The organism is Streptomyces sp. NPDC102437 (genome assembly GCF_044765565.1).
Taxonomy (GTDB): Bacteria; Actinomycetota; Actinomycetes; order Streptomycetales; family Streptomycetaceae; genus Streptomyces.
This window is the reverse complement of sequence record NZ_JBIWKI010000063.1, coordinates 12,762-29,282: the sequence shown is the minus strand read 5'-3', so window position 1 is coordinate 29,282 and position 16,521 is coordinate 12,762. Positions and strand designations below refer to the sequence as shown.

The following is a 16,521-nucleotide window of genomic DNA, read 5'->3' as shown; positions in this document are numbered from 1 at the left end:
TCAGTTGCACTCGCGTCACGCAAGACGGTCTACCGGACCAGACCGTGCCACGAAGGCACATCCCGCAGATTGATCACGACTCGATACGCTCCCTAGTCGCAGCCGACTGTTGGGCTCAGGCTTGGTGGGGTCAGCCGTCGAACCAGACGACCAGGCGGACTCCCTTATCGCCGTGCAGGTTTGCCAGCGTGCGCATGACCGACCAGACGGCACCCCATTCGCTGTCGGGCACGGCGTCCTTTCGCTGTAGGCGGCCGACGCGGAAGAGCCGGTCGCCGTCCGGCCACTCGGTGTTCTCGGGATAGACGCTGCCCGCGCGGTGGAGCTGCCGGGCATCAGTGAGGCCGGAGAGTTCGGCAAAGCGGGTGAGGCTGGAGTTACGTCCTTGCATTTTCCAGCTGCCGTCGGAGCTTCGGCCGTACTCATGTACACAGCCATCGACTTCGTTTGCGACTTCGTCCCAGTCGGCGGCTGCCAGCTCCGCCCAGGAGATCCAGGACTCGCCGTGCAGCTCATCACTCCAGGGCTCGAAGTCAGCGAGGACCTCTTTCGACACGTCATGCGGGAGGCCTCGGTGATCGGCCAGTGGGCGGAACGAAGCGGTGTCGCGGACACCGAACAGGGACCCGAAAGCAACGTAGTCGCGCCCGTTGTAGAGGTGCGATAGGTCGATGACCTGGTTCCACGCGCGATCGTCCTCGTCCAACCAGCGATCCCAGCGGCACTCGATGAAGCCGTGGATGTCTGTCCCCATACCCGGCATTGTTCTCCGCCGGCATGGGACGGGCGACGGTATTTCTGGCTCTGGGCCAGCCGAGCGACGCCCCGCCACAGTGAGGGTGCGGCGGGGCGTTTCCGGGCCTGCCGGGGTCGCCCCGATTCGATCACAGATCGATAACGGCGGGCAACGTCACGCGGGGCAGAGCGTCTTGCGCAGCGCCGCGTTCAGCGCCTTGCCCTGCGCGTCCGTAAGCGGGCGGGCGTCATTCCCGAACCGTTGCGCCGCCAACCAGTCGGCCTTGTCGTTCGGCGTCGCGAGCGAGGAGCACTGATTCCGCCCGGCGTCGATCGCCTTCTGTTCGTCCACGATGATCTGCGGGTCAACGGCTGCGATCGCATCTAGGTACGCGTCACGATCGTTACCGGTCGGCGCCGGCGGTATCCCGGCGGCCTTCTCGGCGGCCGAGTGGTCGACGGTCGTCTCCTTCGGCGCGGGCTTCGTGACGTCCTTCTCCTCGGCCGAGCAGGCAGTCAGGGCGAGCAGCGCGGTAGCGGCGAGCAGAACAGCAGCGGGTTTCACGATCGTACTCCGTACGTAGGTCTGTGCAAGGTGTGACAGATGGGGCGTACGGATGGTTGTGCTCGGGCGCGCGCACGACGCTCGGCCCGTCCGGTCGTACGGCTGCGCCCCGCCGTGTCGTACACCGGGGCGCAGCGTGTCTTATGGGTTGCGGGGTGCAGGCTTCATACGGCCTGGCCAGTGGCCTGCCGGGCGTCGTACGGCCAGGGCCCTGCCGGTCCTGGACCAGGCCCAGAAGCGGCTCGACGACGCCATGAAGAAGGCCGCCGCGGACGACGGTGCCGACTTCGTCGACCTCTACGACCGCACCGGAAGCAACACGGCTTCCGACGGCGCCACCCGGGGCATCGGCGGCCTGCTGGAGAACTCCAAGCTCGAACTCTTCGGCCAGCCAATCCCGTGGGTACGCCCACCCCAACGAGAAGGGCCGCGACATCCAGGCCGAGCGCGTGGCCGCAAAGGCCGAGGAGGTCCTCAACCGGTAGCGGCTACACAGCTCCCGCTTCCCGTATGAACGAAGCCCCAGGACCCGTGGAATTCGCCCCATAGGCCCGGGGCTTCGATTCCGGGCCTCTTGCCTCGACCGGGCCTTGCCGCGCGTGATATCTCCCGGCTCTCCGCCGAATGAGGCGATCCAAAGCACTGAACGCGCGCCGTCCGGGCCGGGGGGCCAGGAGGCCGCACTGGCAGCGAACAACCTGAGACCTCCCGGCCCGGCTATCGCGTACCAAGAAGTGTCCGCGCGGCACGGGGACTTGCCCGCCAGGGCTGACCGGCGGAATCCGCCTGCTGCGGCATCCTGGTCGAACGTTCGCAGGTTGCTGCCTGATCTTGTGGCGGCTGGCCGGGACCGGGCAACTACTCAGACAAGAGCGTGTGGCTGCCACGGCCGAGGTCAGACGGAGTGTGCGGTCTCGCGCTGACGGAGCACGTCGTAACCCACGAACTCGAACAGTCGGGTGCCGGTGGGCAGGGTTGAGGCGTGCCGGTGAACCGGTGCACACCGACCCCGTAGCCGGCGCCCGGAGCACCGAGGCGCTGCGGAACCAGCCAGGGCCGGGTGGGGTGCCTCCCGTTTCTCGTGAACATTCCCGAGCCCGTCGACCTGCAGCCGCTGCCCAAGTGCCGGACGCCGAAAGTGAGAAAAGCCACACCCCGACATGGTCCCCCACGTCCGCTAAGGTCGGCTTAGACCCGCCCTGAACTGGGATTTTGCGTCGGCCACAGCAATGTGATCGCCGCGGGTCTGGCCTTTCCTGGAGATTGCATGACCGATCCAGCATTTCGCTCCGCAGGTCAGCTCGCTGCCGCAGTCGCGGCAAAGGAGGTGTCGAGCATCGAGTTGCTCGACCACTACCTCGCCCGGGTGGAGCGGCTCGATCCGAAAGTGAACGCCATCGTCGCCCGGGACGAGGAGGGTGCGAGAGCCGCGGCACTGGCGGCCGACCGCGCGGTCTCCCGCGGCGAGCCGCTCGGCCGCCTGCACGGCGTCCCCGTGACGATCAAGGACAGTCTGGAAGTTGCGGGCATGCGGACCACCGGGGGGTCGACCCGCTGGGGACATCATGTCTCGACGAGCGACGCCGAGTCGGTCGCGCGGCTCAAGAACGCGGGAGCGGTCGTCTTCGGCAAGTCCAACATGCCGCCCGACGCCCGGGACTGGCAGACCTACAACGAGGTCTACGGGACCACGAACAATCCATGGGACCCGACCCGCGGACCCGGCGGTTCGTCCGGTGGGTCCGCCGCGGCACTCGCCGCGGGGCTGACCGGCCTGGAGCTCGGCGGCGACACGGCGGGCTCGATCCGGGTACCTGCCCACTTCTGCGGCGTCTACGGGCTGCGCCCGTCGTTCGGGATCGTGCCGAGGTACGGGAGCGTCTCGGGACATGCTCCTGGGACGCTGGCGGATTTCGACATGGCGGTACTCGGCCCGCTCGGCAGGCACGCCGACGACCTCGACCTGGGTCTCGACGTCCTCGCAGGAGCGGACCACGACCGCGCCCCGGGATGGCGGCTGAAGCTGCCCCCCGCCAGGTCGAGCACCCTGCGGGACTTTCGAGTCGCGGCATGGGTCGACGACCCGTTCTGCCCCGTCGACAGCGAGCTGGCCGCGATCATGCAGGCCACGCTGGAAGCGGTGCGGGCCGAGGGCGCCGTCGTGGTCGAGGGCAAGGGACCGGTCGGGCTCGAAGAGACGATGGCTCTCTATAAGCCGTTGCTGATGGCACAGAGCGGGCTGATCGAGTCGGACGAGTCGTATGCCGGGCTTGTGGAGCGCGCCGCGGCGGAAGGGGCCGCGGGCGGGTTCGCGTCGGACCTGACGCTCCGCTTCCGTGACTGGCACGCGCTCGACGAACGTCGGCAGCACTCCCGCCGCCGCTGGGCCGAGTTCTTCCGCGACATCGACGTGCTCATCTGCCCGGTGAGCCCCACGGCTGCCTTCCCGCACGACCACCGACCCGACCCCGGCTGGTCGGTCCGGACCCTGCGGGTCGACGGCGCCGACCGGCCGTATCACGAGATGCTCACGTGGATGGCGCCGTCGTCGGTCAACCATCTGCCCGCGGCGGTGGCACCTGTCGGGGCGACCCGGGACGGGCTTCCGGTCGGCATCCAGGTGATCGCGCCCTACCTGCACGACCGCACCGCGGTCCAGTTCGTGCGGTGCCTTGCGGAGGTGCTCGGCGGGTTCCGCCGTCCGCCGGGATTCTGAGAGCCGCCACCGGGCTGCCGGCCTGTGGCGTAGCGGCGGGCGACCTGGCCGCCGCGTTCTCGTCGGGTGCGGAGCACTTCCCTGGCCGAGGGTGCCTGCGGGCAGGCCGCTCGGCCGTGGTCAACCCCCGTCGCGGGTCGCGGGGGTAACCCGCCGGGCCCGTCGACAGGGAAGGTGCAGCCTGCGGTCTGTGACGGGACAATCTAGGCTGCTGCCTCTCATACCGGGGCCCGCACCACCCTCGGGACGCTGTTGGTCAATTCGGTGCCGCGCGTGACGTCGGCCTTCAAGACCTGGTTGTGGTCTTGAAGGCCGAGTTGTCGCATGGGTATGGTGCGAGTCGGCTTTGTGGGCAGTGCGGACGTCGTCGACGCTCGTGTCGGTGGGGACGGCGATGCTGGCCATTTCCAAGTCGTCGAGGCCGTTGTACCGGTTGGCGCAGAGCCGGGTCCCGCAAAGCCTCCGGCAGGCCGCGGGATACCCGAATCTACGAGGCCGTGCCCGAGGCGGTGATGGAGATCCTCAACGAGGTCGGTTACGGCAGCCCCACGCCGGAGGCGGTGGCCGCCCGCGCCGGTACGAGCAAACCCGCGCCGCGTCGCCGCCGGCGCTCCCGCCAGCACCTGGTCGTGTCGGCTCTGGCCCGGACCATCGGCACTACGCCGACCCCCGACACCGGCTGCACGCACTGCGACCTCATTGCCGGTATCGGCACCCTCAGCGAGGCGTTCACCAGCACCCTGGGCCGAAGAGCGCTGCCGGGGCTCGTTGCGGACCTCGCCGACGACCCCCGACTGGAAAGGGAGTTCAAGGACACCTTCCTCCATCCGCGCCGCGCCACCACTGCCGAAGCACTGCGTCGCGGCATCGACCGGGGTGACATCCGACCCGATGCCGACATCGATCTTCTGCTGGACATGCTGGCGTCGGCCACGTACTACGTGTGCTCTTCGGGCACCTGCCCATCACGCCAGAACTTGCCGAAGACGTCGTCTCGGTGGTCATGGCGGGCATCGCCACCGAGCGGTGGCGTGACGAGCACGGGCCCTGCGGCGGTCAGGCGGGCGAGTAGGCGGGCCGTAGGAACACCGTCAGTTACTCGCGCCGGCTGATCAGCTCACGCATGACGTGGGAGACGTGGGTGTTCAGCTCAGCCCTTCCCGCACCAGCACTATCGGCGCCTTGACCAGCTGGTGCCCCCCGATCAGGGTGATGAATGCGCGCTCGCCCATGCTGCGGCGCTTGCCTCTGCCCGCGGGGTGGGAGCGCAGGCGGTGGCACAGCCGGGTGCGGGAGCCGGGCCGCGTGGCAATCGGCCCGGCCACCGACAGGCGTACAGAACCACACATGGTCGCCGCAAGGGATGCCCGCAGTCAGTTCGCTTCCGGCCCGAACCGGCGCTTGTACGCCGTTGGTGTGATGCCGGTCTCGCGGCGCATCAGCATGCGCAGATTGGCAGCAGTGCCAAGCCCGCTGCGTCGCGCGACCAACTCGAACCGGGACTCGCCTCGCTCGATCAGCCGGCACGCCAGAGCAAGCCGTTCCCCCGTCAGCCACGCCAGCGGCGTCGTGCCCAGTTGCGCCTGGAAGCGGCGATGCAGAGTCGCCGGACTGACCGCCGCACGCGCCGCAAGGTCCGGCACCGTGAGCGGTGAGTCCAACCGTTCCTGAGCCCAGGCCAGGACCGGCGCCAGGGACTCGTCCGGCAGGTCGGGCATGGGACGCTCCACGAACTGCCGCTGCCCACCGTCCCGGTGCGCCGCGAAGACCAGCCGCCGGCTCACAGAGTTGGCGGCCTCCGCGCCGTAGTCGCGGCGAACCACATGCAACCCGAGATCGAGAGCAGCTGCACTCCCCGCAGCGGTGAGGATGTCACCGTCATCCACGAACAGCACGTCTGTTTCGAGCTGGACAGAGGGGAAGCGGGCCCGGAAGGAATCCGCCCACTGCCAGTGCGCGGTGGCCCGGCGCCCGTCGAGGACGCCGGCCTCGGCCAGTGTGAAGGCGCCGCTGCAGAAGCCGACCAGGCGCGCACCGCGGGAGTGTGCCCGGCGGATGGCATCGAGCACGGCGGGGCGCCGGGGCACTTCGGTGTCCGGGCGGTTGGGGACGATCAAGGTGTCCGCCGCGTCGGCCGCTTCCAGGCCGGCGACTCCCGTGAGCGTGAAGAATCCGTCTCGCATCAGGGTGCGGGGTTCGGGGGAGCAGAGCCTGAAATCGTAGAGATCACGGCCGATCTCCGGTCTGCGCAGACCGAAGACCTCGGTCGCGCAGCCGAGCTCGAAGGGGTTCGAGTTCTCGTCCACGATCACGACGACCCGGTGTACGCCCGCCGCGTGAGCTGCGTGCGAGGATTCTTTCGCCATGTGCAATTTCTAGCACTCACGGCGACCGTGCGAAACGGCCCAGGATGAGTCCATGAACAGCGAACCCATCCCCCTCAGCAAGGCTCTGGCCTCCTTCGATGTCCTGTGGAGCCCCCGCATCGTCACGCGCGTCAATGACTATGACGTCCGCATCGCCAAGGTCGAGGGCGAACACGTCTGGCACGTCCACGAGGACACGGATGAGTTCTTCCTGGTACTCCACGGCGAACTGCACATCTCCCTGCGCGAGCCCGATGGGGAGCGCACGGTCCTGCTCCCGCAGGGGGCGGTCTTCACCGTCCCCCGAGGCACAGAGCACAAGCCGCACGCTCCGTCCGGCGCCGCGATCCTCATGTTCGAGCCCACCGGGACACCGACTGTGGGCGATCGCCACGACGAGATCCCAGAGCACGTCGACGCAACGACCGGGCACGCCCTCAACATCTGACCCCGACAGGCTTCGGACACGACACTGCCCAGGAGCGTCAGCCTGTCACCGGGTCGGTTGCAATCACCGACTGCCCGGCGAGAGCGGCCCGGACTCAATCCTCGGCAGTGTCCGGGGCGCGCAGGGGGCACATTCTGAGTGTGGTCGAGCAACTGCTCGGCGTCCGGGAGTTGACCTTGGATCAGCTCCGGGATGTATACCTTGTGCGTGCATCCCTGGAGCGCCGCGCCGTCATGCTGGCCGCCCCCCGCTTGGCCGGGAACGTCGCGGCACTGGAGCGGCACCTGCTCGCGATGCGCCGCGCGGCCGTCGAGGGGGACATTGACGGCCAGGCTCTGCACGGCGTGGCCTTCCACCGCGCCATCGTCCACGCATGCGGAAATCCCGTGCTCATCCGGCACTGGGACTGGCTGGGCGTGGAGGCCTGGACCCGCCTCTCTCTTCGGTGGCTGCGCACGGAACTGCACAACAACGCGGAAGACCACGAGGAGATCACCGAAGGCCTGCTCCGAGGCGACCCGCACCTGGGGCGTCTCATGGAACTACACGTCATGGACTACGCACACGAGTCAAGGACCGCCTGACGCCGAGGACCCCGGTTCCCTGGAGCAGCTGATGCTGCGCAGCATCATTTGATCGATCATTGGACATTTACAGATTCCTGACGCCACTGCCCGGCACTACGGCCTGACAAAGAAGGGATGAGCTGCTGTGTCCGTAACCGGGCCTTGCCCCCGATCTTGAACACCGAACCGGACAGCGACGCCCGTCGGACCGCACGTGGTCCGCGAACGCTCCCGGCCTGCGGCTCGCCGCCCTGCGCGACGCCGAGCAGGTCCGGGCCCAGCTACGCGAGGCCGTCGAGGTCGAGGAGGCCCCGACCGTGGGCCGCCACCCCAAGGGCACGGTCGGCCCTGCTGTCCCCGCGGTCGGCAAGGCCGGCGGCATGGAGGCGGGTGGCGGCGGTCTGCCGTCCTACCCGCACCCGCGGCGGCTGCCCTGGCTGTGGGAGTTCCCCACCGTGTCCATGGGGCTCGGCCCGCTCTCGGCGATCTACCAGGCCCGCTTCAACCGCTACCTGCATCACCGCGGGATCAAGGACACCAGCCACAGCCATGTGTGGGCGTTCCTGGGCGACGGCGAGATGGACGAGCCGGAGTCCATGGCCGCGCTCGCCCTCGCCGTCCGCGAGGAGCTCGACAACCTCACCTTCGTCGTCAACTGCAATCTGCAGCGCCTCGACGGCCCGGTACGCGGCAACTTCAAGATCATGCAGGAGCTGGAGGCCCGGTTCCGCGCGACCGGCTGGAACGCCGTCAAGGTGCCCTGGGGCGTGGAGTGGGACGGCCTGCTTGCCGCCGACGCCGACGGGCTGCTTCTCAACGCTCTCGACACGCTGCCCGACGGGCAGTTGCAAACCTTCGCCGCCCGCGACGGTGCGTACATCCGCGAGCGTCTGTTCACCGGCGCGCTCGCCGGCCTCGCCCGCCCCTACAGCGACGAGGACCTCGCCCGGATCGTCGGCACCTCGCGCGGCGGACACGAACCGCGCAAGATCCACGCTGCCTACCGAGCCGCGCTCGAACATCGTGGGGCTCCCACCGTTGTCATGGTCCAGACGGTCAAGGGCTGGACGCTCGGCCCCGGCTTCGAGTCACGCAACGCCAACCATCAGATGAAGAAGCTGTCCGGCAAGGAGTTCCGCGTCATGCGCGACCTCCTCGAGCTGCCCATCCCCGACGCCCGGCTGGGCGAGGACCTGGTCCCCTACGCACATCCGGGAGCCGACTCCGAGGAGGTCGCCTACCTTCAGGAGCACCGCCGTGCGCTCGGCGGTCCGGCCCCGGCCCGCCGGGTCGTCGCCCGCCCGCTCCCCGCCCCCGCTGACAAGCCGTTCGCCGCGCTCGCCAAGGGCTCCGGCAACCAGGCGATCGCCACCACCACGGCCTTCGTCCGCCTGGTCAAGGATCTGATGCGGGAGAAGGAGACAGGCCCGCGCTGGGTACCGGTCGTTCCGGACGAAGCTCGCACCTTCGGCATGGAGTCGCTGTTCCCGTCCGCCGGTATCTACTCCCCCAAGGGCCAGACCTACGAGCCGGTCGACCGCGACCAGCTGATGTACTACAAGGAAGCCGTCAACGGCCAGATCCTCAACGAGGGCATCACGGAAGCCGGTTCACTCGCTTCCTTCACCGCCGCCGCGACCTCGTACGCGACACACGGCGAGCCGATGATCCCCTTCTACATCTTCTACTCGATGTTCGGCTGGCAGCGCACGGCCGATCAGTTCTGGGCGCTCGCGGACCAGCTGGGCCGCGGCTTCGTCATCGGCGCCACCGCAGGACGCACCACCATGACCGGCGAGGGCCTTCACGCCGACGGCCACTCGCACCTCATCGCCTCCACCAACCCTGCGTGTCTTCCCTACGACCCCGCTTTCGCCTACGAGGTCGGCGTGATCGTCCGCGAGGGGCTGCGGCGCATGCACGGCGACGCCCCCGAAGACGTCTTCTACTACCTCACCGTCTACAACGAGACCAAGGTCCAGCCGCCGATGCCGCAGGGCGAAGGGGTCGAGGAGGGCATCCTGCGCGGCCTGTACCGCTACCGGCCCGCGGCCGCCGCAGGCGTTCCGCGCGTACAACTGCTCGCCTCCGGCACAGCGATCCACTGGATCCTGAGAGCCCAGGAGCTGCTCGCCACCGACTGGAACGTCGCTGCCGACGTGTGGTCGGCTCCCTCCTGGACACTGCTGCGCCGGGATGCCATGGAGGCCGAGGCCCAGGGCCGCACTCCGTACGTCACCGAGGCGCTCGCCGGCGCGCCGGGGCCGGTCGTCGCCGTGTCCGACTGGATGCGCGCCGTTCCGGACCAGATCGCCCCTTGGGTCCCGCAGCAGTGGACCTCCATGGGCACCGACGGCTTCGGCCTCTCCGACAACCGGCACAATGTACGCCGCCACTTCGGTGTCGATGCCGAGTCCATCGTCGTGCACACCCTGCGCTCGCTCGCCGCCCGCGGCGACGTCGAACCGGACGTGCCCGGACTCGCCGCCCAGCACTACGGCCTGACCGGGAAGGAGTGAACCACCATGTCCGTCTCTGTATCCCTGCCCGCGCTGGGCGAGTCGGTCACCGAGGGCACCGTCACGCGCTGGCTGAAGGCCGTCGGTGACGAGGTCGCCGAGAACGAGCCGCTGCTCGAGGCCTCCACCGACAAGGTCGACACCGAGATCCCCTCGCCCGTCGCCGGTGTTCTCCTGGAGATCGCCGTCGCCGAGGACGAGACCGCCGAGGTCGGCGCCAAGCTCGCCACCGGGGCTCCGCCGCCGCCGCATGCCTTGTGCGGACCGGGCGCGGGCCGGACGCGGACCGGACGCGGACCGGGCCCGGCCCGGAAGGTCGGGGGCGGCGGTGCGCGGACAGGGGTGGCGGTGAGCGGCGTCTCGTGCTCTCCTTCCCGTCGCGGCCCCGCCGGTCGCCCCGCGTACAGTGAGGCCATGCCCAACCCCGTCCGTGAGCCGCGCCTGGCCCGCGGCGCCGCCCGTCGCGAAGCCCTGCTCGACGCCACCGTGCGCCTGCTCGCCCGCGAGGGCGCCCGCGCCGTGACACACCGGGCAGTCGCAGAGGAGGCGGGCACCACCCACGGGTCGGCCCGGTACTACTTCGGCACCCGCGACCAGCTCCTCGACGAGGCCCTGCGCCGGCTGGCCGCGCGTCAGATCGTCGAGGTACAGAACCGCCTGTCCCCCACGCCCGATGCACCGCCGCACGCCCACGCCGCCCGCCTGGCGCACTACCTGGCCGGCGCCGTCGACGACGACCGGGACGCGTGCATCGCCCGTTACGAACTGTTCCTGGAGGTCGCCCGGCGCCCGCACCTGCGCCCCGCCCTCGACGCGTGGGGCGACGCGCAGCGCCGGGCGTTCGCGGTCGAGCTGGCCGCCGCGGGGGCCGACGACCCCGAAGGCGACGCCGCGCACCTGCTGACCCTGCTCAACGGTCTCGTCCTGGAGCAACTGGCCGCTCCCGAGCCTGACTTCGAGCACAGCCGGCTGCGCCCGGCGATCGAGCGCTACCTGGTCGGACCGGGATCCGGCGGCGCGATGTAGCGGGCGCCGGGAAACGCGTGCGCCGGTGGCGTGTACGCGCCCCGCTCCACCAGCCGCCGGATGTTTGCGCGGTAGATCTCGTCCGCCTCGGCGTGCCGGACCGGTTCGTCCGTCAGCCACAGGTTGGCCGGATGGATCGGTTCGTCGTACATCCGCCGGAAGACCTCGGTGCGCAGGTCCTTTAGCCAGTTGCTGTTGAGATTCATCGTCCGGAACTGCCGCAACGCCTCGATGTCGACGATGCCGGACACGAAGGAGTTGTACCCGGAGGCGGTGTGCCCGAGCACCGCCCCGTGGAAGTCGACGACGTGCGCGTTGCCGCCCGCGATGTCGTACGGGTGGCGGGAGTCGGGCGTCGGATAGACCGGTCCGGCGTTCGGACAGACCATGTACAGACTGTTGAAGTGGGCGTGCGCCCGGTTTTGCAGTAGCCAGGTGCCTCCGGGGTCGGGGCCGGCCTGGGTCATTGGCACCGCCTCGCTGGGTCGGTACACCACCTCGGCGCCCTGGAGGGCCAACGCCCGCACTGCCTCAGGGTATTCGCCGTCACTACAGCAGATCGTGCCGAGGTTGCCGATGTCGTCGGTGCGCAGCACCGGGTAGAACGCGTCGATGCCGTCGCCGAAGAGTTCCACCCACCGGTCGTACACGTCGTGCGGCGTGCAGGAGCGTTCGCGGCACCACAGGTGGTTCTTTGCCGCGCGGTGCACGATCTCGCCCGCCGGGGAGATGACGAACAGCGTGTTGAAGAACCGGTCGGGCAGGATCTCCGGCCAGCGGGCCTTGCACTGCGCGACGATGTAGGTGTCGTAGTGCCGGGCCAGCGCGGCCAGTCGCTCGGTCTCCGGACCGGGGATGTCGACGAACAGGTCGCGGGCCGCGGTGACGTGCGGGATGTCGAGGATCTCGTCCGCGAATCCGGTCAACGCGCCCTCGGCCAGCGCGATCAGCTTGACCGGCATGTTGATGCCGACGACGGACACTGCGGCGTGCACGGCCTCCTCGATGATGTCGAGGTTGTGCGCGATCTGGGCGCGCGAGGTGATGCTGCGGACCACCGTCGACAGGCCGACGGTCAGGTACGGTGCGACCGGCTCGCTCATGATCCGCACCAGTCCATCGCGGCCAACGCGTATGCGCGCGCGGCGCAGACGATCTCGTCCACGGCGCAGCGCTCGTCGTACGCGTGCGCCATCGCGAGTTCGCCCGGCCCGAGGCCGACCGCGGGGACCCCGGCGGCGCACAGCCACGTGGAGTCGGCTGCGGAGGGAAACGCCGCCACCGGCGGGCGGCCCGCCAACGGCGTGTCGACGGCGGCGAGTTCACGGGCGTCGGTGACCGCGGCGCAGAGCGGATGAGTCGCGTCGAGACGCGAACCCGGATACCGCAACGGCCATTCCACCACCGGCGGGTGCGCGCGCAGCCAGGGGTCGGTGGCGGCGACGTGCGCGATGTGGCTCTCGATCTCCTTGCGCACGACCGCCTGGTCCTCCCCCGGCGGGTGGAACACCGCGTACACCATGCTCATCGAGTCGGGGATGAACGCCCCACTGCGCGAGTGGCGCGCGCCGCCGTCCACGACGCCGGGCGCGAGGGTGAAGTGTCCCGGTTCGAAGAGCGGATCGAACTTGGTCACCGCCCAGTCGCTCTCCAGCCGGCGCAGCGCCTGGTAGATCAGGAAGCCGCGGTCGATCGCGCTGGCCGCGACCGCCTCGGTCGTGCTGGGTCGGCACAACATCCGCCCGCGCATCGACGAGTGGGAGCTCTTGCCGGCCACCTCGATCCGCATCACCAGCAGGCCGGGGGTCGCGGCCATGACGGACAACGGCCAAGCCCCGCCGGTCGGTTCGGAGACGATGGCCCCGTCTGCGGTATAGCCGCGGTCGAGCACCGCGGAGGTGCCGAGGTGGTTCTCCAGGTTCTCCTCGCCGACGACCGCCTGGAGGATCAGGTCGCCGCGCAGGCGCACCCCGGCCTCATGCAGCGCGCGGGCCGCGAACGCCTGCGCGACCAGGCCGCTCTTCATGTCGACGGTGCCGCGACCGCGGATCCAGCCGTCCTCGACGACGCCGTCGAACGGGTCGCCCGAGCGCCAGCCGGACGCGTCCCCGGGCGGGACCACATCGACGTGTCCGTTGAAGATCAGCGAACGCCCGCCCCCGGTACCGTGGATCACACCCACCGCGTTGTCGCGGCCGGGTTCAACGGCGAAGACGTCGGTCTCGGCGCCTGCTTCGGCGTAGACCTCGGCCAGCAGGCGCGAGACCTCCCCCTCGGCGCCGACCAGGTCGGCGTAGACCTCACCGGGGTAGGTCGGGGTGATGCTGGGGATCTGGACCGCGGCGGTGAGGGTGTCCAGCATCTCGCCGCGCAGCAGGTCGAGCCGGCTGAGCACCCGTTGGCGCGTGCTCGTTGCCGGGGCCCCGGGCACGCCCCTGTCGTGGTTCAGGCTCTCGTCCATGGTCACGCCCCCATCGATGCCGGCTCGTCGCCGACGGTTCGCAGGTCACCGGTGTCGTGTACGGTTCGCCCACCGAGCAGCGTGCGCAGAACCGTCGTGCCCGCGAGATCGTCCAGGTCGCAGCGCAGCGGATCGCGGTCGACGATCGCGATGTCGGCGTGGTGGCCGGGGACCAGCGCGCCGATGTCCGACCAGCCGAGCACCTCGGCCGCACCGGTGGTCCACATCGCGAACGCCTCGGCACGGGTGAGCACTTGGTCCGGCCCGTCGTTGCGGTGGTCGCTGCCCGCGAACTCGTGCGTCTGGGCGAGCTTGATCTGTTCCCAGGGGTTCTTCGGCCCCCAGTCGGTACCCCCGGCGAGGTCGAGGCCGGCGTCCAGCAGCCGCCTGAGTGGCGTCAGGTCACGCCACACGTGGGTGCCGATCCGCTCGCCGTACATCTTGCCCTTGCCCCACGCGAAGCCGACCGACGTGGTGACCTGGAAGCCGAGGGCACGGTAGCGCCGCACCTGGGCCGGGGTGATGGTCATGGCGTGCTGAAGGATCCAGCGCCGGTCCCGGAAGTCGTGCTCGCGCACTACGCGTTCGGCGATCTCCAGGAACTCGTCGTGCTCGCGGAAGGCCCCCAGACACACGTTCGCGCGGATGCCGTGCTCGGCGCAGTAGCGGACGAACGCCTCCTCCTTGTCGAGGGTGATGAAGCGGGTACCGTGCGCCGGCCGGCCGAAGGGATTCGTGTACGGCTCGTGGGTCGCGAAGTGGCCTGAGAAGCACGGGCCGCCGGGGCTGAGGGTGAGGCCGTTGAACCGCAGCAGGTCGTCGTCGAGGTCGACGCAGTGGGCGCCGAGGCGGTGCAGGCGCTCGGTGAACGCGTCGAGGCTCAGCGGATCGAACGGGTAGAAGATGGCCGATTCCATGTCCCAGGTAGCCAGCACCCGGGCCGTGAGCGCGTCTGCGGCCCGCAGTCGGCGGTAGACGTCGATGTGCTCGGGCTCCATTGCGTGTGCCTCGTAGAGCGCGGTCACGCCCTTGGCCGTGAAGCGGGCCATCTCGTCGATCGTGCCCTGAACCGCGTCGGCGGGGTCCGGACCGGGCAGCTTCATCAGGATCTGGCCCCAGAACGGGTCGTACGTGTAGTAGTTGGTGACCGGGCCGCGCAGGATGCCGGTCGGGTCGCCGTGCTCGTCCTTGTCGATCTCGACGTCGCAGACCCGGTCCGGCAGGAAGCCGACCAGTCCCACGGCGCGCAGTCCGGCGCTGTTGAACGCCACCACGGCGGGCATCTTGGGCGCCCACGCCTGGATCAGCACCGGGTGGTCGGTGGTGGCCCGATCCAGCGTGTGGCGGTCGGGCAGTCGTCGCTCCGCGAGATCCCGTTCGGAACGGCGGATGAAGTAGTGCGGCTCGCCGACCGGGGTGCACATGATCCAGCCGCCGGCCGGCGTGGTGGCGGCCCTGGCCCGGATCCGCTCGATGATGTCGGCGTGGTCGACGGCGTCGGTCAGGTCGACCAGGCCGCCCGCGAGCCCCCCGAAGTGCAGCACGTGGGGGTGAGTGTCGATCAGGCCGGGCACCACCCAGGCACCTTCCGCGTCGATCCGGTGCGCGCCCGGACCCGCGAGGCTGAGCATGTCGTCGTCCGGCCCCGCAGCGAGTACCCGGCCGTGCTCCAGCACGACGGCCTCGGCTTCGGGGGCGGCCGGGTTCAGGGTGTGTACGCGTCCGCCGGTGATGATCGTCCTGGTCTTCGGCCCTGTGGCCGGCTCGGCCGTGGTCCCATTCATTGCCTCGGGCATTCCCTTCCTCCGCTGCGACCGGTATTCCCGATCGCCAAGGCGAAGCTATGTCCGTCCCTCGACCGCGAGCATCATTCCAATGTATGAGATCGCACTGTTTCGCTTTTCCGGATTCCTGCTAGAATCGCGCAAATCCGCTTCGAGGTTGTGGCGACAACGATGCGACTTCTTCCTGAAAACGAAGGCCTCTGGAGCTTCAAGACCGAGGCAATGACGTTCCTGGCGAACATGGTGAACTGCTCCGGGATCGTCTTCTACTCCGTCGACGCGCGCCTGAACGCCGTTGATCACGCGTTCCACAGGATTCGGCCTGTCGAGAACCGGAGCTACACCGCGCACTACCACCGCCTCGACCCGTTCCACCCGCGGCGCTTCGTCGGCCCCCGCCGACCCCTGGTGACCATGCGCGACCTGCCGGAGCGATACGAGCGCGGCGAGTACTACCGGCGCTTCATGGCCCCGCTCGGGTTCCGCCACGAGACAGAGCTCTACCTTTACAGCGGCGCGCGGATCGTGGGCGGCCTGTCTCTGCTGCGGACTGCGGAGCTGGGCGAGTTCACTCCCTCCGACCTGGGCTTTCTCCACAAGGCCCACGCATTCCTGGAGCACACGTTCCAGGCCGGCCGCTGCCCCGTCGAGAGCGGGCCGCCGGTTTCCGCCTGGGGGCTCACCCCTCGCGAGCGCGATGTGGTCCGCCTGGTCTGTGAGGGCGCCGCGAACGCCGAGATCGGTGCCGCGCTGTTCATCAGCGTGGCCACCGTCAAGACGCACGTGCAACACGTCTTCGAGAAGGCGGGAGTCCGTTCCAGGACACAACTGATCGCGCGACTGCGGGACGACGGGTAGCGGTCGCTCACGCGCCGCACGGGCCGGCGGGCGGAAGAGATTGCTTCCCGTGCCCGCCGAACGAGTACATCGGGGGCGTATCGGCGTGGAATCCCCGAATGTTCGAGCGGGCGACATCGCGCATTATCGAGGTCGGACGGCGACACGAAGTGCGTATGAAATACGCGCCGTGCTGGAAATGCACGCTTTAAAATCTGCGATGCCGCAGACCGAATTTCATCCCGCCACTACCATAATCCACGCATTTCGACGAATGACGCACGACGAAAAAGCGCACGCGACAGACATACGACCGGTGGCTTTTCAGGTTCCCGTGCCTGCACCGAACGGTGGCCGGCCGATGGGCACCACGATCGGGTCGCCCCGACCCACAGGTGCCGCCCGGTACTCCCGCCCCGTGTCGGTTTCACCTACTCGCCTGCCCTCCCTCTCGGGGCGGGTCGGCCGCGTCGTCCCCGACGGCACGGTCCGGCCCGA

Annotated in this window: 14 protein-coding genes and 1 pseudogene; 8 read left to right on the top strand and 7 right to left on the bottom strand. The window is 69.4% G+C overall.

Features of this window, described 5'->3' with window-relative positions; translation table 11 throughout:
• Positions 1-130: 130 nt before the first annotated feature.
• Positions 131-754: a hypothetical protein gene (locus tag ACIRJP_RS38550; RefSeq protein WP_404185086.1), complete on the bottom strand. Its 624-nt coding sequence runs from the start codon at positions 752-754 to the stop codon at positions 131-133.
• Between the two features lie 156 nt (positions 755-910).
• Entirely contained in the window at positions 911-1,300 is a 390-nt protein-coding gene (locus ACIRJP_RS38545) for a hypothetical protein (protein ID WP_404185084.1), read from the bottom strand.
• A gap of 1,267 nt (positions 1,301-2,567) precedes the next feature.
• Between ACIRJP_RS38545 and ACIRJP_RS38540 the strand changes: the two genes are divergently transcribed.
• Together ACIRJP_RS38540 and ACIRJP_RS38535 are read left to right on the top strand one after the other, a co-directional pair.
• Positions 2,568-4,016, top strand: coding sequence for an amidase (locus ACIRJP_RS38540; RefSeq protein WP_404185081.1), 1,449 nt, complete (start codon positions 2,568-2,570; stop codon positions 4,014-4,016).
• A 497-nt stretch (positions 4,017-4,513) separates the two neighbouring features.
• The gene (locus tag ACIRJP_RS38535) at positions 4,514-5,128 is read left to right on the top strand and encodes a TetR-like C-terminal domain-containing protein (RefSeq protein WP_404185078.1); all 615 of its coding nucleotides are present in this window, start codon (positions 4,514-4,516) and stop codon (positions 5,126-5,128) included.
• Positions 5,129-5,161: 33 nt separating this feature from the next.
• On the opposite strand, the gene ACIRJP_RS38530 is transcribed toward ACIRJP_RS38535, so the two are convergent.
• Positions 5,162-5,341 (bottom strand): hypothetical protein, encoded by a 180-nt coding sequence (locus tag ACIRJP_RS38530; protein ID WP_404185075.1) that lies wholly within the window; start codon positions 5,339-5,341, stop codon positions 5,162-5,164.
• 48 nt (positions 5,342-5,389) lie between these two features.
• Positions 5,390-6,382, bottom strand: a complete 993-nt coding sequence (locus ACIRJP_RS38525; RefSeq protein WP_404185072.1) for a GlxA family transcriptional regulator — start codon at positions 6,380-6,382, stop codon at positions 5,390-5,392.
• 52 nt (positions 6,383-6,434) lie between these two features.
• Between ACIRJP_RS38525 and ACIRJP_RS38520 the strand changes: the two genes are divergently transcribed.
• From ACIRJP_RS38520 to ACIRJP_RS38500, 5 genes and pseudogenes are all read left to right on the top strand, one after another.
• Positions 6,435-6,830, top strand: coding sequence for a cupin domain-containing protein (locus tag ACIRJP_RS38520; RefSeq protein ID WP_404185070.1), 396 nt, complete (start codon positions 6,435-6,437; stop codon positions 6,828-6,830).
• Positions 6,831-7,033: 203 nt separating this feature from the next.
• Positions 7,034-7,414: an FCD domain-containing protein gene (locus tag ACIRJP_RS38515; protein WP_404185067.1), complete on the top strand. Its 381-nt coding sequence runs from the start codon at positions 7,034-7,036 to the stop codon at positions 7,412-7,414.
• Between the two features lie 299 nt (positions 7,415-7,713).
• A complete protein-coding gene (aceE, locus tag ACIRJP_RS38510) occupies positions 7,714-9,915 on the top strand; it encodes a pyruvate dehydrogenase (acetyl-transferring), homodimeric type (protein WP_404185064.1) in 2,202 nt (733 codons plus the stop codon).
• A gap of 6 nt (positions 9,916-9,921) precedes the next feature.
• Positions 9,922-10,156, top strand: a pseudogene (locus ACIRJP_RS38505) (biotin/lipoyl-containing protein); the annotation flags it as partial.
• 173 nt (positions 10,157-10,329) lie between these two features.
• The gene (locus ACIRJP_RS38500) at positions 10,330-10,941 is read left to right on the top strand and encodes a TetR/AcrR family transcriptional regulator (RefSeq protein ID WP_404185089.1); all 612 of its coding nucleotides are present in this window, start codon (positions 10,330-10,332) and stop codon (positions 10,939-10,941) included.
• Here ACIRJP_RS38500 and ACIRJP_RS38495 read toward each other — a convergent pair.
• The 3 genes from ACIRJP_RS38495 to ACIRJP_RS38485 are packed head-to-tail and all read right to left on the bottom strand — an operon-like array spanning position 10,905 to position 15,186.
• On the bottom strand, positions 10,905-12,044 hold the full coding sequence (locus tag ACIRJP_RS38495; RefSeq protein ID WP_404185061.1) for a nitrilase-related carbon-nitrogen hydrolase: 1,140 nt from the start codon (positions 12,042-12,044) through the stop codon (positions 10,905-10,907). The two genes, ACIRJP_RS38500 and ACIRJP_RS38495, sit on opposite strands and share 37 nt — an antisense overlap.
• The gene (locus ACIRJP_RS38490; protein WP_404185058.1) at positions 12,041-13,402 is read right to left on the bottom strand and encodes an ArgE/DapE family deacylase; all 1,362 of its coding nucleotides are present in this window, start codon (positions 13,400-13,402) and stop codon (positions 12,041-12,043) included. Before ACIRJP_RS38490 ends, ACIRJP_RS38495 begins: the two co-directional genes overlap by 4 nt.
• A 2-nt stretch (positions 13,403-13,404) precedes the next feature.
• Positions 13,405-15,186 (bottom strand): amidohydrolase, encoded by a 1,782-nt coding sequence (locus ACIRJP_RS38485; protein ID WP_404185055.1) that lies wholly within the window; start codon positions 15,184-15,186, stop codon positions 13,405-13,407.
• A 222-nt stretch (positions 15,187-15,408) separates the two neighbouring features.
• Here ACIRJP_RS38485 and ACIRJP_RS38480 point away from each other — a divergent pair, with 222 nt between their 5' ends.
• On the top strand, positions 15,409-16,044 hold the full coding sequence (locus tag ACIRJP_RS38480; RefSeq protein ID WP_404185052.1) for a response regulator transcription factor: 636 nt from the start codon (positions 15,409-15,411) through the stop codon (positions 16,042-16,044).
• The last annotated feature ends 477 nt before the right edge of the window (positions 16,045-16,521 follow it).

What these genes read in the sequence shown, in the direction of transcription:
- ACIRJP_RS38550 (WP_404185086.1), bottom strand. Translation starts at nt 754, where the DNA reads ATGGGGACAGACATCCACGGCTTCATCGAGTGCCGCTGGGATCGCTGG.
- ACIRJP_RS38540 (WP_404185081.1), top strand. Translation starts at nt 2,568, where the DNA reads ATGACCGATCCAGCATTTCGCTCCGCAGGTCAGCTCGCTGCCGCAGTC.
- ACIRJP_RS38525 (WP_404185072.1), bottom strand. Translation starts at nt 6,382, where the DNA reads ATGGCGAAAGAATCCTCGCACGCAGCTCACGCGGCGGGCGTACACCGG.
- ACIRJP_RS38520 (WP_404185070.1), top strand. Translation starts at nt 6,435, where the DNA reads ATGAACAGCGAACCCATCCCCCTCAGCAAGGCTCTGGCCTCCTTCGAT.
- ACIRJP_RS38500 (WP_404185089.1), top strand. Translation starts at nt 10,330, where the DNA reads ATGCCCAACCCCGTCCGTGAGCCGCGCCTGGCCCGCGGCGCCGCCCGT.
- ACIRJP_RS38495 (WP_404185061.1), bottom strand. Translation starts at nt 12,044, where the DNA reads ATGAGCGAGCCGGTCGCACCGTACCTGACCGTCGGCCTGTCGACGGTG.
- ACIRJP_RS38490 (WP_404185058.1), bottom strand. Translation starts at nt 13,402, where the DNA reads ATGGACGAGAGCCTGAACCACGACAGGGGCGTGCCCGGGGCCCCGGCA.
- ACIRJP_RS38485 (WP_404185055.1), bottom strand. Translation starts at nt 15,186, where the DNA reads ATGAATGGGACCACGGCCGAGCCGGCCACAGGGCCGAAGACCAGGACG.
- ACIRJP_RS38480 (WP_404185052.1), top strand. Translation starts at nt 15,409, where the DNA reads ATGACGTTCCTGGCGAACATGGTGAACTGCTCCGGGATCGTCTTCTAC.